Origin of the sequence: Citrobacter sp. wls714 (assembly GCF_005281025.1) — a bacterium.
Lineage (GTDB): Bacteria > Pseudomonadota > Gammaproteobacteria > Enterobacterales > Enterobacteriaceae > Citrobacter > Citrobacter werkmanii.
Window position 1 is genome coordinate 142,122 of record NZ_SZWZ01000031.1, and the last position, 13,900, is coordinate 156,021.

At 52.5% G+C, this 13,900-nt stretch carries 6 protein-coding genes; 3 read left to right on the plus strand and 3 right to left on the minus strand.

Features of this window, described 5'->3' with window-relative positions:
- Positions 1-4 precede the first annotated feature (4 nt).
- Positions 5-694 carry a cysteine protease LapG gene (gene lapG, locus FDX11_RS07620; RefSeq protein WP_371414796.1) on the plus strand — a complete coding sequence of 230 codons (690 nt, stop codon included), beginning with the start codon at positions 5-7 and terminating at the stop codon, positions 692-694.
- A gap of 9 nt (positions 695-703) precedes the next feature.
- Positions 704-2,638, plus strand: coding sequence for an EAL domain-containing protein (locus tag FDX11_RS07625; protein ID WP_137365336.1), 1,935 nt, complete (start codon positions 704-706; stop codon positions 2,636-2,638).
- A 73-nt stretch (positions 2,639-2,711) separates the two neighbouring features.
- Here FDX11_RS07625 and FDX11_RS07630 read toward each other — a convergent pair whose 3' ends face one another.
- From FDX11_RS07630 to FDX11_RS07635, 3 genes are all read right to left on the minus strand, one after another.
- Positions 2,712-2,978, minus strand: a complete 267-nt coding sequence (locus FDX11_RS07630; RefSeq protein WP_042311152.1) for a hypothetical protein — start codon at positions 2,976-2,978, stop codon at positions 2,712-2,714.
- 66 nt (positions 2,979-3,044) lie between these two features.
- Positions 3,045-3,860, minus strand: a complete 816-nt coding sequence (locus tag FDX11_RS25395; protein ID WP_249360714.1) for an Ig-like domain-containing protein — start codon at positions 3,858-3,860, stop codon at positions 3,045-3,047.
- A gap of 34 nt (positions 3,861-3,894) precedes the next feature.
- The gene (locus tag FDX11_RS07635) at positions 3,895-12,165 is read right to left on the minus strand and encodes a retention module-containing protein (RefSeq protein ID WP_249360715.1); all 8,271 of its coding nucleotides are present in this window, start codon (positions 12,163-12,165) and stop codon (positions 3,895-3,897) included.
- Between the two features lie 332 nt (positions 12,166-12,497).
- Between FDX11_RS07635 and FDX11_RS07640 the strand changes: the two genes are divergently transcribed.
- Entirely contained in the window at positions 12,498-13,841 is a 1,344-nt protein-coding gene (locus tag FDX11_RS07640; RefSeq protein ID WP_137397710.1) for a TolC family outer membrane protein, read from the plus strand.
- Positions 13,842-13,900: the final 59 nt, after the last annotated feature.

The following is a 13,900-nucleotide window of genomic DNA, read 5'->3' on the forward strand; positions in this document are numbered from 1 at the left end:
CACTATCAGCCGCTCGTTACACCACCGCTTGCTGCGCCTGTGGAAAATCCCTGGGGTGCTGCTGTTGCTATTGACGGTCCATTCGCTGCGCGCCGCCTGGGATTTTGCCAGCATCCAGCAGAAATCCGACGCGCTTTACGGTCCCGCAAGTCCGCAAGCGCAACGGCGGATCAAGGCCTGGCAGCAGTTGTTGCTCCAGTTGCGTAATGCAGACGAACAAACACAATTACACGCCGTAAACCAATTTTTTAACGATAAGCTCCGTTATACCGAAGATATTGATGCCTGGCATGACGTCGATTACTGGGCAACCCCCATTGAATCACTGCGCAAAGGCGAAGCGGATTGCGAAGACTACGCGATCGCTAAATATTTCACTCTCCGCCAGTTGGGCATCTCCGAAGACAAACTACGCATCACTTATGTTAAGGCCCTGCGTTATAACCGGGCGCATATGGTACTGGCCTGGTACCTCACGCCTGAAGCAATTCCTCTGGTACTCGACAGCCTGACCAATACCATTTCACCAGCTACGCAGCGTATGGATTTATTACCCGTGTACTCCTTTAACAACACTGGCCTTTGGCTTCCGGGCAATCAGAACAATAAGCGCGTTGGGGACAGCAAGAGACTTTCTCGCTGGCAGCAAGTTTTCATCAAAATGCGGGAAGAGGGCTTCCCGATGGATAAATAGGAATCACCTGTGTCTCTTTTTAAACAGTTACTCCTGACAATCTCTCTCTTTATGATGGTTGTGTTTAGCGGCAATTTTATCGTGACGTTAGAAAGCTCTCGCGATCAGTCCAATAACCAACTCCTTTCACATGCCCAGGATGCAGCAACTGCGCTGGGCGTTTCGCTGACGCCCAACGTCAACGATCCGGCGATGATCGAGCTAATGGTGAGCTCCATTTTCGACAGCGGTTACTACAAAAAAATCCGTATTGTCGATCTGCAAAACGGTAAAACGATGCTTGAGCGCCGCGCAGCGGCGTCGATTCCCGATGTTCCCGGCTGGTTTGTTAATCTGGTGGATGTAACTCCGCAAACCGGCGAGGCGACCATTATGCGCGGCTGGCAGCAGGCCGCTCGCGTAGAAGTGACCAGCGATCCGATCTTTGCCGTACAGCGTCTGTGGGACAATACCTTAGGCAATCTGTTGTGGATGCTGTCCTGTAGTCTCGCCTGTTTAATCGCTGGCATTCTGCTGCTGCGCAAACTGCTGCGCCCGCTCAATTATCTGGCAAAACAATCAGAAGCCATTGCCCGCCGCGAGTTTCTGACGCTACAGGAACTGCCAAAAACGCCGGAATTACGCCGTGTCGTTAACGCCATGAATTTGATGGCAGCGAAGCTCAAGTCGTTATTTGAAGAGCAAGCTGTCTATAGCGAACGTCTGCACAATGAAGCTTATCTCGACAGCCAGACCGGAATTGCCAACCGCCGCGCGTTCGATATGCAGTTTCAGGCGCGGCTAAGTGATGCCGATACGGCGCCAGGGTATCTGATGCTGGTTCGCGTTCAGGATTTAGGCGGTCTGAATCAGCGTTTTGGCGGACCGCATACCGATAAGCTGTTGCTCAACATCGCTAACCTGCTGGACGCGCATAAAGAAAAATATGCCTCTCTCGACAGCACCCTCGCCCGCATTCGCGGCGGCGAGTTCGCCCTGCTCTGTCCGGGGGTTACGCACGGTGAAATGCTGGACATGGGCAATTCGCTGTGTCAGAAACTGACGGCCTTTTATGCCACCGGTATGTCAGACCAACAGCCGGTCGCCTATACCAGCATGGTGCCATTCAGCGCCGGAGATAACGCGCAGTCATTGCTGATCCAGGCCGATCGCCTGCTGGTGGAAGCAGAAACACATACCGACCATCAGGTGGTACCCACCACCGAGGTGCCAGCGGCTACCGAAGATCAGCATTTGTGGTTTGTTCGCCTCGAGCATGCGCTGGAAAATCAGCAATTCCAGTTGGTTTATCAACCCGTTGTGGATTGCTGCTCGCCCGACAAAATCCTGCATTACAAAGTGCTGTCGCGCATTATTGACGAACAGGGCAATACCATTACCGCCGGTCGTTTCCTGCCGTGGATCCACCGCTTTGGCTGGAGCCATCGCCTCGATAAAGTGATGCTGAAACTGACGCTGAACCAACTAAAAACTGCACCGGGGAAATTAGCGCTGAGTATTTCAGGCAGTTCTGTCGCCAGCGCAAACGCCATTGCTGACCTGCTCAATCCGCTGCGCTATGCACCGCGTATAGCCACCCAGCTGATTCTGGAATTGGATGAAAATCAGCTTCCTGGGCCACATCAGATGGCAGCATTTGTCAAAGCTGTAAGCCAGCATCGCTGCGCGCTCGGTCTGCAACACTTCGGCAGTCGCTTCAACATGATCGGTCATCTGTCGCAGTGGGGGCTTGCTTATCTGAAAATCGACAGCAGCTATATCCGTAATATTGATGAAGAAAACGATAAACGTTTGTTTATTGAAGTGTTGTGCAGCGCCACGCGCAGTATTGATTTGCCGCTGATTGCCGAACGTGTTGAAACACAAGGCGAGCTTAAGGTACTGCAGGAGTTAGGGATTGATGGCGCAATGGGTCAATTATTAGGTGAACCCACGCCGTTGTGATAACAGCAGGCAGCCTGTATATCGCCGGACAGCGCTTCGCTTATCCGGCCTACAAACCGGCTGCCTGCATCAGCTAAAAAATACGGTCATCACTACCAAGCAGTTGTTCCAGTCCACCGAGTTCCTGACGCGCGTTCGCGCGATTCATTAATTTAACCTGCGCCATCGGCGGAAGATCGGTAATGGCAATCACGCCTTTACGGATCAGCAGGTAAATCAGATCGTCGAGCACGCGGACCATCTCCAGGTCGCTTTTTTGCAGCATCTCTAACGTCTGTTGGGTGTCATTTTCAGCATTTTTACCAGCGCCTGCTGCCTGCGCGTGTGGTCCAGAATTCATATCAGTGTCTTTCATTTCGTATACCCTGATGCCGCTGCCCTGTTCGCACAGGGCAGCAAGCAACGATTAGTGAGTCGGGTTGTGATCGGGTTTGGCTATCAGGTGATCCAACGAGTAGGTCGCAGAATGCAGATCGCCGCTTGCATGAGTAGACAGCGCAGTATCAATGCCATGCGCGACCTTCGCCGGACTGGCGATCTGATGATGATCGCCGCCGCTTTGAATGTACTTCGCAATATCCACGCCTTCGTGCAGCTCACGCGCCAGATCGCTGAGATCGACTTTATCGAGCATGGCCTTCGCCTTATCGTCAGCGCTCAACACGGCAGTTGCCTGCCCGTGTCCGGTCGCTTCAGGGGCGTAAGAGAGTGATAACGCGCTATCGTCGAACAGGTTGTGCAGCGCATGTTTCATCGCGGCATGATTTCCTTTATCCGCCGTATGCCCTTTGTGTGGTGCCGGATCGTCCATCGTCACATTCAGCGTTTGCGTATACGGTGTAATATTGCCGTGGTCATCATGCGCCTCGACCAATACGCTCACTCGGTTATGACCTGCCCGGAACGCTGAGGTCTCGGCCTCAATGTCATAGGTCAGCCCATTATTGCCCTGATGAAGAATCGCATCGTACTGATGCCCATTAACCAGCGCTTTAATATGCTCCCCATCATGCACATCACCGCTCACGCTGCCGGTGATATGGGTGATAGCCCCCTGTGCTTCCGCACGTGAGATGTGGTTATCTCCGGTGAGTTTATCCACGATAAGCGTGGCGTCTGCCTGTTGATCCACTGCATAGGTGTGGGACGTTGTCTTTGAGTACGGGTTACCTGGCGCATCATGACCGTTGACCTCAACCGAGAATGCGGTGTTCGCTTTCATCACATCGCTGTCTACATCGACATGATAAACCCGCTCACCATTCCCCCAACGTATCTACCGAACCTGTATATTCATGACCACCAATCTTTAATTTGATCGAATCCCATACATCCACATCGCCGCCAAGATGCCCGGTTACCCTCACCATCGTTCCCTGGAGTTCCTGATGATTCAGGACGTTATCCTGGGTGACGCTATCAATATCCATCGTTCCTGCAGCGGTCCTGTCGATAGTGATGGTCTTATCGGTCTGGATCTCATCACGGTTACCTGCATCATCATGGGCGGTGACGTGAGCGGTTATCTTTTGATCGTGAATCAGGTCAACCGTACTGGCATCTACGCTAAATACCTTCTGTCCGCCGCTGTTTTTCACATCAGCCACCAGATCTTTACCGTTAACCGTGATGGTCACCCGATCGCCAACATCCACATCCCCGGTCACATAACCGCTGATGGTGGTTTTCGCATGCTGAGTTTCCTCGTTATTCAGCACATCATCGACTGACACCTTATCCAGCACGATGCTGGCATCAACCTGCGTATCGATAGTGACCGTTTTGTCGTTTACGGCATGCATTGGGTTCAACGCCGAATCCTGCCCTTCTACGCTGACGTGAATATTCGGGTCATTTTGCAGCCCGACCGTACTCACCATCGCTTTGTAGCCCAGTTGCCCGTTCATATGCGGCAGCTCAATGACACGCGTATGTACTGTGACGCCATCGACGAGAATGGCGACTTTATCACCGAGATGCACGTCGCCATCCACCGTACCACTCACCTCTACGCTTCCGGCTTTCACTTCATCAGCATTGATAATATCGTCGCCGCCGACGGTGTTGATGGTCACGCTGCCGCTTGCCGACTTATCAATCGCATAGCCCTGCGTGAAGCTGGCAGGCTGCACGTTGCCGTGATCGTCATATCCTGAGACTGTCGCGACAATCGTGCGATCGGCCAGCAGGTCTTTGGTGTAAATATCGACGCAGTAGTGATGGTTATTATCGACAGTCGCCGCATAAGGGTTTCCGTTAACCGTCAGCGTCACCTTATCGCCGGGATGCACATCTCCGGATACCGACCCCGTTACTGTCATCTTAGGTTGCAACGATTCCCGCGCGTTCAGCACATTGTCACCGGCAATGTTATCTATCGTCACGCCAGCATTAGCGCTCAGATCGACCACGACATGGCTGCTGACAGAGGCGCTACCCAGGTTGCCGTTATCATCCGTCGCCATGACCGTCGCGATAATATCCGGGTTATTGTGCAGATCGTTGATACTGACCTTCTTCGACCAGACCAGGTGACCATGTTTATCATCATGCACGACTGCAGTTAGCGTATTGCCATTGACCTGCAGACTCACCACGCTGCCATCGTGGATCCCTTCGCCGCTGACCGTGCCGCTGATGGTGGTTTTACCGCTTTGCGCTTCCGCCGCATTGATAACATCATCACCGGCGATCTTATCCATCGTTATCTGCAGCAGGTTATCCGTATCGACGGTGACGGTTTTCTGCATCGTATCTGTCGCTGCCCCAGCCGTGATAGAGACATCAAACATCGGGTGCGCCTGCAGTTCATTCGTTGGCACATCCACTTCGTATGCCAGCTGTCCCGGCATCGTCGGAATGCTCATAACATGCCCGGTGTACTGCACATGATTGATGGTGACAATCACTTCGTCCCCGGCCTGAACGTCGCCGCTGACCAGGCCACGGATTGCCGTCGTCGCCTTTTGCGCTTCATCGTGGTTGAGAACGTCATCGCCCGCCACCTTATCAACGGTAAGATGCACGGTCGGTTGGTGAGGTTGCGTGGTTCCCGTCCCCGTGGTGGGGACAGTGATCGCAGGTGGCGTAGTGAATCCGTAAGGGGTATTGCCGATTACTGCCGTATGGTGTAACCAGGGCAGATCGATAAATTTATGCTCCGTCGCCGTGGCTGTATTGCCATGATTATCATGAGTAGTGATGGCAACCAAAATATTGCCATTATCGTCAAGATCACCAGTACCAATGTTTGCCTGGTAACCGAGTGTGCCATCAGCCAGAGTCACAACATGGGTGGTATAGACAACTCCGTGACCGACAGTAATGGTTATCGTGTCCCCCGAAATAGCATCGGGGTCTACATGTCCGGATACAGAGATAAAGTCAGGTCTGGAGCCAGGAAGCAGATTATTCGCGACCGTCTGACCTGGCGGTAAACCAGTGGAAGCCTTATCAATCGTGATCCCGGCATCGGCAACGGTATCAACCAGCACCGGCATGTCATCGTGCCCGTGTGCAATATTGCCGGCGTCATCTTTGGCCGTCACTTCGGCATGAATATGCGGATCCATTAGTAGATCCAGAGTCGACACCTTCGTGCTGAAAGCCCGCTGGCCGTTGTGATCTTCCACCTGCGCATAGTAGATCTGATGGTTGATGGTGAGTTCAACCGTATCACCGATTTTGACATCGCCTCCCACCGTACCCCTAACCGTCGTTTGCGGCTTAAGGGCTTCGTCGTGGTTAATCACCGCATCACCGCTGCCAGTGAAGATCGGATCAATATGAACAATCGCGTCAATCTGGTCGTCGATAATCACGGTGCTGTGCGCATCTGCCGTGGCGTTATTTCCTGCCGCATCAGTGGTGGTGATGGTTGCGGTGATATGCGGATCGTTTTGCAGCCATTGCGTATCCACGCCAATGGAATAACCCAAGGTTCCCAGATTTGGCAGGTTCGTCACCGTCGCATCAACCATATGGCCGCCGATATTCAGGTGCACCACATCATTAACCCTGGCATCACCGCCCACCGTACCGCTGACGATCGTCGTGGTTTGCCCCAATTCGATCTTATTCAATACATCGTCGCCCGTTACCGGATCGATGGTGATTGAGGCCAGCGCTTGCGCGTCCAGCGTAACCGTATGATGCGCTGTAATTTGCGCATGGTTCAGAGCATCGTCCGTGATATCCATGGTGACGCTGATATGCGGATCGGCAACCAGATCGGCCGTCGCAACGGGAACGTGGAATCCCATTTGTTGATTACCGCGATCCTCTACCACACCGGAATAGGTATGGCCGTTGATGGTCATGGAGAACGGATCGCCGGGGTGAACTTCCTCGCTCACCGTCCCGCTCACCATCGTATAGCCATGCATCTGCTCAGCGAGGTTCAGAGTATTATCCGGCGTCACGGCATCAATGGTTATCTGCGCATCGACACGGGTATCGATAATCACTGTGGTTTCTGCATTGGCGGTCGCCGGGTTGCCCGCGCCATCGGTGGTGCTGACCGTCGCGGTCAGATGCGGATCGGAGATAAGATCGGCGGTACTGACTTTAATGCTATAGCCGAGAACCCCACCTCCAGTATCACCCACTTTCCCCGTCAGGACGTGACCATTCACGGTGAGATAAACGACGTCATTTACATGAACATCCCCAGCCACTTTCCCGGTTACATACGTGAATGGTTGTTTTGATTCATCACCATTAATCATATTGTCGCCAGTGACGGGATCAATTGTCAGCATGGCTTTGGCATGTAAATCAACCAGCAGGTCGTGCGTTATCTCCGCTTGCTGGAAATTATGCACATTATCTTCGCCGACTACGCGGGCCACGATATGCGGGTCTTTGACCAGATCGCGGCTCAGAACGTCCAGCTTATATCCCAGCGCATTGTTATGCTCCGGGAGTCGCTGAACGGTTGTTTCGTAGGTATGTCCATGTACGATAACCTGAACTTTATCCCCGACATGCACATCGCCGCCCCCAACCGTCCCCATCACCTCAGTGAGGTGTTTCGCGGCTTCTGCGCCGTTGAGCTTGTCATCGCCCGCCACCGTATCAACGGTGATACTGGCCCCGGCATGGTTATCAATATGGACGTCATGGGTTGCGGTGGTAATGACCTCATTTTTAACCGCATCGTGGGAGATAACCGTGACGCTCACGGACACATTTTTATCCTGGAGCCCCTTATTATCACTGAACGCCGTTGAATCAACGGGGACTTGATAGCCCAGATGTCCGCCCCCAAGGTCGATGACCTTGCCGTTAAACGTCTGGTGATTGATCTCAACGATCACCGCATCGCCAGGCTGCGCGTCTCCTCCCACCTTGCCGCTGATGAGCTGCATCGGCGTATCCAGCTCCTGGTGGTTAAGGTTGTTGTCGTCAGTAACCTTATCAATAGCCACGGTGCTGTGCGCCTGGGTATCCAGCGTGACGGTTCTATGCTCCACAGCAACCGCCTGATTGCCCGCAGCGTCGTGGCTTACCAGCCTGACCATTACGTCGTTGCTGCCTTCCTGCAGCACGCCCGTTGGAACAAACACTTCGTAGCGCAGAACGCCGTGATCGTTAACCACCGTGCCGCGAAAGTCCTGATTTTGCCCCTGCACGTGAACAGTCACCACGTCACCCGCTTTGGCATCCAGACCTTTCGCGATACCGCTAATCAGCGTCGGCATGCGGTTTTCAATGGCGTTTATCACGTCATCGGATGCCACCACTGCGGTTGTCACCACGTTTTTAGCAAAATTATCGATATGCACTTTATGGCTGTCAGTCGCGATGGCAAGGTTACCCGCCGCATCATGCGAGGTAACCGTGACCTGTACGTCGATATCTGTCAGCACATGAACGCTATTGTTCGCAAACGCTGATGAGTCCACATCAATGCGGTAACCCAGCTTCCCCTGACCAAGGTCAATGACCTGACTCTCGTACTGATGACCATTAACCACCAGTTGGATCGGGTCGCCGACCTTCGCATCTTCCCCCCCGACGATGCCCGTAATGCGCTGTGTCGCCGCGGACAGTTCCTGGTAATTGATGACATTGTCCGTGGCAATGTTATCCAACGAGATAGCGTTATGCGCATGCGTATCGAGGGTGATAATACGGTGCGATTCACTGGTCACCGCGTTGCCCAGCGCGTCATGGCTGAGCAGGGTCGCAACTACCGCATTCTTACCTTCATGCAAGGTTCCATGCGGCAGAACCACTGCATAGCGTAACTGACCATTGTCGTTGATCACCGTGCCGTTAAAGTCTTGCCCATGAACGCTTATTTTTACCGCATCCCCCTCCCGGGCATCGCCACCGGCTACGATACTAATAATGGTGGGCATCCGGTTTTCATTGGCGTTCACCACATTGTCCGTCGCTACTGTGTCAATCTTGAGGGTGTTTTCCGCATAGTTATCGATATGAACTTTATGCGTATCGGTGGCGATGGCCAGGTTTCCCGCCGCATCATGAGAAGTCACCATTGTGGTAATATTCACATTCGTCAGAACATGGCCGCTGTTATCGGCAAATGCAGAAGAGTCCACATCGATGCGATAACCCAGCTTACCGCGGCCAAAATCAACCACCTTACCGCTGTACTGATGACCATTTATCTCCAGTAAGACCGGATCGTTGACCTTCGCATCCTCACCGCCAACAAAACCGGTAATCGTCTGTTTAGCCGCAAGCAGTTCCTCGTAATTCAGCGCATTATCTGCAGTGAGGTCATGTATGCGGATAGTATTATGCGCCTGCGTGTCTAACGTGATGGTGCGGTGTGCCAGCACGGTAACTTCATTTCCCACCGAGTCATGACTGACCAACGTCACCACTACGTCGTTTTTACCTTCCTGCAAGGCCGTCTTCGGCAACGCGACTTCGTAGCGCAACTGCCCGTCATCATCAACGATTGTTCCGGCATAGTTTTGCCCATGGACGCTGACGGTGACCGCATCGCCCGCTTTAGCATCACCACCGGCTTCCCCGCTAATTAGCGTTACCATACGGTTTTCAATGGCGTTGACCACATCGTCCGTCGCCACAGCATCGATGCTGACCTGATTGGTGGCAACGTTATCAATGTGCACGCTGTGGGTGTCGGTGGCGATCGCCAGGTTACCCGCCGCATCATGAGAGGTAACCGTGACCTTCACGTCCACGTTACCGTCGACCGGCACGCTGTTGTTGGCAAAGTCTGCGGTGTTTACCGTGATACGGTAGCCCAGCGTGTTATTGCCTAAATCGATTACCTCCCCCCGGTACTGGTGACCGTTGATCTCCAGTTGTACCGGATCGCCAGGTTTAGCATCTTCATTGCTGCCAATGGTGCCGGAGATCACCTGGTTACGTGCGTAAAGCTCGCTACGATTCAGGGTGTTATCACTATCTACATCATTGATTGTCAGCGAGTTATGCGCCTGAGTATCGAGCGTGACGGTACGGTGCGCGAGCGCGGTGACTTCGTTACCCGCCGCATCGTGGCTGACCAGCGTGACCACCACATCGTTTTTACCTTCCAGCAGCGTTCCTTTCGGTAATGCCACTTCATAGCGCAACTGACCGTTATCATTGACCACCGTTCCGGCATAGTTTTGCCCCTGTACGCTGACGGTGACCGCATCGCCCGCTCTGGCATCACCGCCTGCCACACCGCTAATCAGCGTGGTCATGCGGTGTTCAATCGCGTTGACCACATCATCCGTCGCCACCGCGTCAATGTTGACCTGATTGGTCGCAAGATTATCAATGTGCACGCTGTGGGTGTCGGTGGCGATCGCCAGGTTTCCCGCCGCATCGTGAGAGGTAACCGTGACCTTCACTTCCACGTTCCCATCAACCGGAATGCTGTTATTGGCAAAGTCGGAAGCGTTAACCGCAATACGGTAGCCCAGCGTATTGTTGCCAAGAGCGATCACCTGACCGCTGTACTGGTGACCGTTAAGCTCCAGTTGTACCGGGTCACCCACCTTCGCGTCTTCGCCACTGACGGTTCCGGAGATAAGCTGGTTGCGCGCAAACAGTTCAGCGCGGTTCAGGGTGTTATCGTCGGTGACGTCATCAATCGTCAGGGCGTTGTGCGCCTGGGTGTCCAGTACCACGGTACGGTGCGTCACGGAGATGGCTTCATTGCCTGGTGCGTCGTGGCTGACCAGCGTCACCTGCACCTCATTCGCGCCCTCTTTCAGGGTGGCTGAAGGCACCACGATCTCATAGCGTACCTGTCCATGGTCGTCGAAAACCGTGCCATGAAATTCTTTGCCCTGAAGGGTCAGCGTGACCGGGTCGCCCGCTTGCGCATCGCCGCTGGCGACGCCAGAAATGACGGTCGGCATACGAAACTCATTGGCATTGACGACATCATCAGTCGCTACTGCTTCAATAGTCACGGCGTTTTGCGCGGATAGGTCGTTATCGACATGATGATCGGTAGAAACCGTTGTGCGATTACCGGCATCGTCGAAAGAGGTCAGCGTGGCGTGAATATTTGGGTCGTTCAGCAATCCCTGAGTCTTTACCGGAATGGTATAAATCAGAGCGTCATTGCCCGGGTCAGTAACGACGCCAGTATATTCTTTACCATCAACCAATAAGGTAACGAGATCACCTGGTTTGGCATCTCCGCCGACACTCCCGTGGATCATCGTCTGCGGCTGGCGGGACTCGGCGTAGTTAATGAGGTTATCCGGCGTGACGCTTTCAACGCTAATGTTGATGTCTGGTCCGGTAATATCAATCAGCGCATGATCGACACTTTCTGCCGTTCGTCCTGTGACATCGGTCGCTATTGCCACTACGGTGACATTTCCTGGCACTAATCCGCCCAGATCGGTATTAATATTCCAGTGACCGTTATTCACCGGAACCTCAACGGTGAATGTGTTTTTTTGGCTATCGGTGAAGGTAAGCGTGACGTGATTTTGATTGCTGGTGCCGCTTAAATGGGTCTGGTGGAATTCACTTTTGTTAATAAAACCGTCATTACCGGCAAACTCGGTAATTTGTACTTCAGGCGGGAAAACGCTCGCCGAGCCTGCTCCCCCAACTGGCAAGTTGATATCCCAGTTCGGGCTGCCGAGACCTTTGGTATTAAAACCCGCCGTAGGATCAACCACCTGTCCGGTTAATTCAAGCTGAACCAGGGTGTGACCACCGCCACCGCCCTCAAGCTGTACCGGCGCGTCATTACCCGCCGCGGTAGCTTCCAGCACCTGCGTCGGGTCAGCGCCGTCGGCAATGGCTTTTTGTACGGCGGCAATATCCTGGGCATCATGCTCTGGATTATGGTTGACCTGTAGCCCGTGTTCGCCCCAATGGCTGTTACGGCCAATATCCAGCGTCTTCCCGTCTGGTAAAGAGAGACTCACCGCGCCGCTGGCGCCGGTCACAATTTCCTCACCGCTATATACTCTGTCGCCCTCATGAACAAGTCGTTGTGTGCCACTAGCATCGACAACGTATACCTGCCCAATGATTGCTTTGATCACACCGAGTAATTTGCTCACCGTAACCTCACTTAATTACCATCATTATTTTTATAAAATCGTTAATATATTAACGAACAAATATCACATTCATTTAATGTAAACATTAATATCTCAATGTAGAAAAAAACACATTTTAAAGAATGCAATTACATGAGACTTGACTGGCAAATGAATATAATAAAAAATAACCAAAAATAAAACACGATGTGACAAAACATGTCTGAGAATAGCTGACCACAAGCTTCAATTAAGACAATTTACCTTTGTTAATTAATATAACGTGTTTGTAAAAATGGATGATAGCGACGACAGCAGGATGTCATAACCGTGTCATATAAGGCATTCATGTCATGAAGAAGTTTTTAGTTTTTCTGCTTTCATGCTTTTCAATATCCTCAGTAAATGCAGAAGACTTACAAAATACCGTTAAAAACGCTTTAGCTAATCATCCTGAAGTTAATGCCGCAATAAATAGCCGTTATTCTTCAGAGCAAGAACTGCGGGCCGCTCAAGGTGGCTATTTACCCTCACTCAATTTAAACGCAGAAGCCGGGCGAAAAAATGTTGATGATGCTACCACCCGTGCGGCAGGACGTAATAACGGTCTGACCCAGTCACCTAACGAAGCGACGTTGAGCCTTGAGCAAAATGTGTTTAATGGCTTTGCCACCTCCAGCGAAGTTGCACGGCAAAAAGCGACCGTTGACTCGCGCGCCTGGAGCGTGATGAACACCAGCGAAAGCACCGCTTATGCGGTCATTCAGGCCTATTTCGACGTGCTACAACGCGAAGAGTTTGTTCGCCTTGCTGAGGACGATCTGGCGAACCACGAACGCATTTACGACCAGATAAAACTGCTTACCGATCAGGGTGTTGGGCGCTCCGGGGACTTTATGCAAGCCGAAGCGCGTCTGGCGCAGGCGCGTAATAATTTGCTGACCGAACAGACGAATCTCGAAGACGCGAAAACCACTTTTGTCAGCGTGACAGGCATGGATCCGCAAGGTTTAAGCCTGCCCGAGAGTATTGACTCTCAGTTACCCACCTCGCTGGAAGACGCCAAAAGTCGGATGGAAAAAAACAGCCCATTACTGAAATCCGCCAATGCGGATATCGAAGCCGCGCATCAGCAGTATGAGGCTTCGAAATCTACCTTCTATCCGCGCGTGGACGTTGAGCTTTCCCGCGGGATTAGTAATAACACCGACACCACCCGCGCCCATACTGAAGAGTGGGAAGCGATGGTAAAACTGCATTACAACCTGTACCAGGGCGGCAGCGACAAAGCCAATATGAACTCCCGCGCGTATCTGCATAAACAGGCGCAGGACGTACGCAATAACACGCTACGCCAGCTGAATCAGGAGCTGAGCCTGGCCTGGACGGCGTTACAAAACGCACGCGCTCAGCTTCCTTCAGCGGAAGAATATGCCGACCGTAGCGTCAAAGTGCGCACCGCTTATCAGGATCAATTCAGTCTTGGCGAACGTACGCTGCTGGATTTGCTCGACAGTGAAAATGAAGTTTTTTCTTCTAAACGTCGCCTTGTTGAACTGCGTTATCTGGCGATGACCAGCGGCTACCGTATTAGCGAACGCACGGGTGAATTAATGAATATTCTAAAAATCACACCGCCGCCATCAGAACAACCGGTGGATTCACAAGAAGAAAATAGCTTACCGGATCTGCATTAATAATTATTAATCCAAAATAAATCTCTGACCTGCACGCTGATAATTAGCTTGCTATTATT

Bases quoted from the DNA above. Each gene is read 5' to 3' on its own strand.
- FDX11_RS25395 (WP_249360714.1), bottom strand. From the start codon at position 3,860: ATGAAAGCGAACACCGCATTCTCGGTTGAGGTCAACGGTCATGATGCG.
- FDX11_RS07640 (WP_137397710.1), top strand. From the start codon at position 12,498: ATGAAGAAGTTTTTAGTTTTTCTGCTTTCATGCTTTTCAATATCCTCA.
- FDX11_RS07630 (WP_042311152.1), bottom strand. From the start codon at position 2,978: ATGAATTCTGGACCACACGCGCAGGCAGCAGGCGCTGGTAAAAATGCT.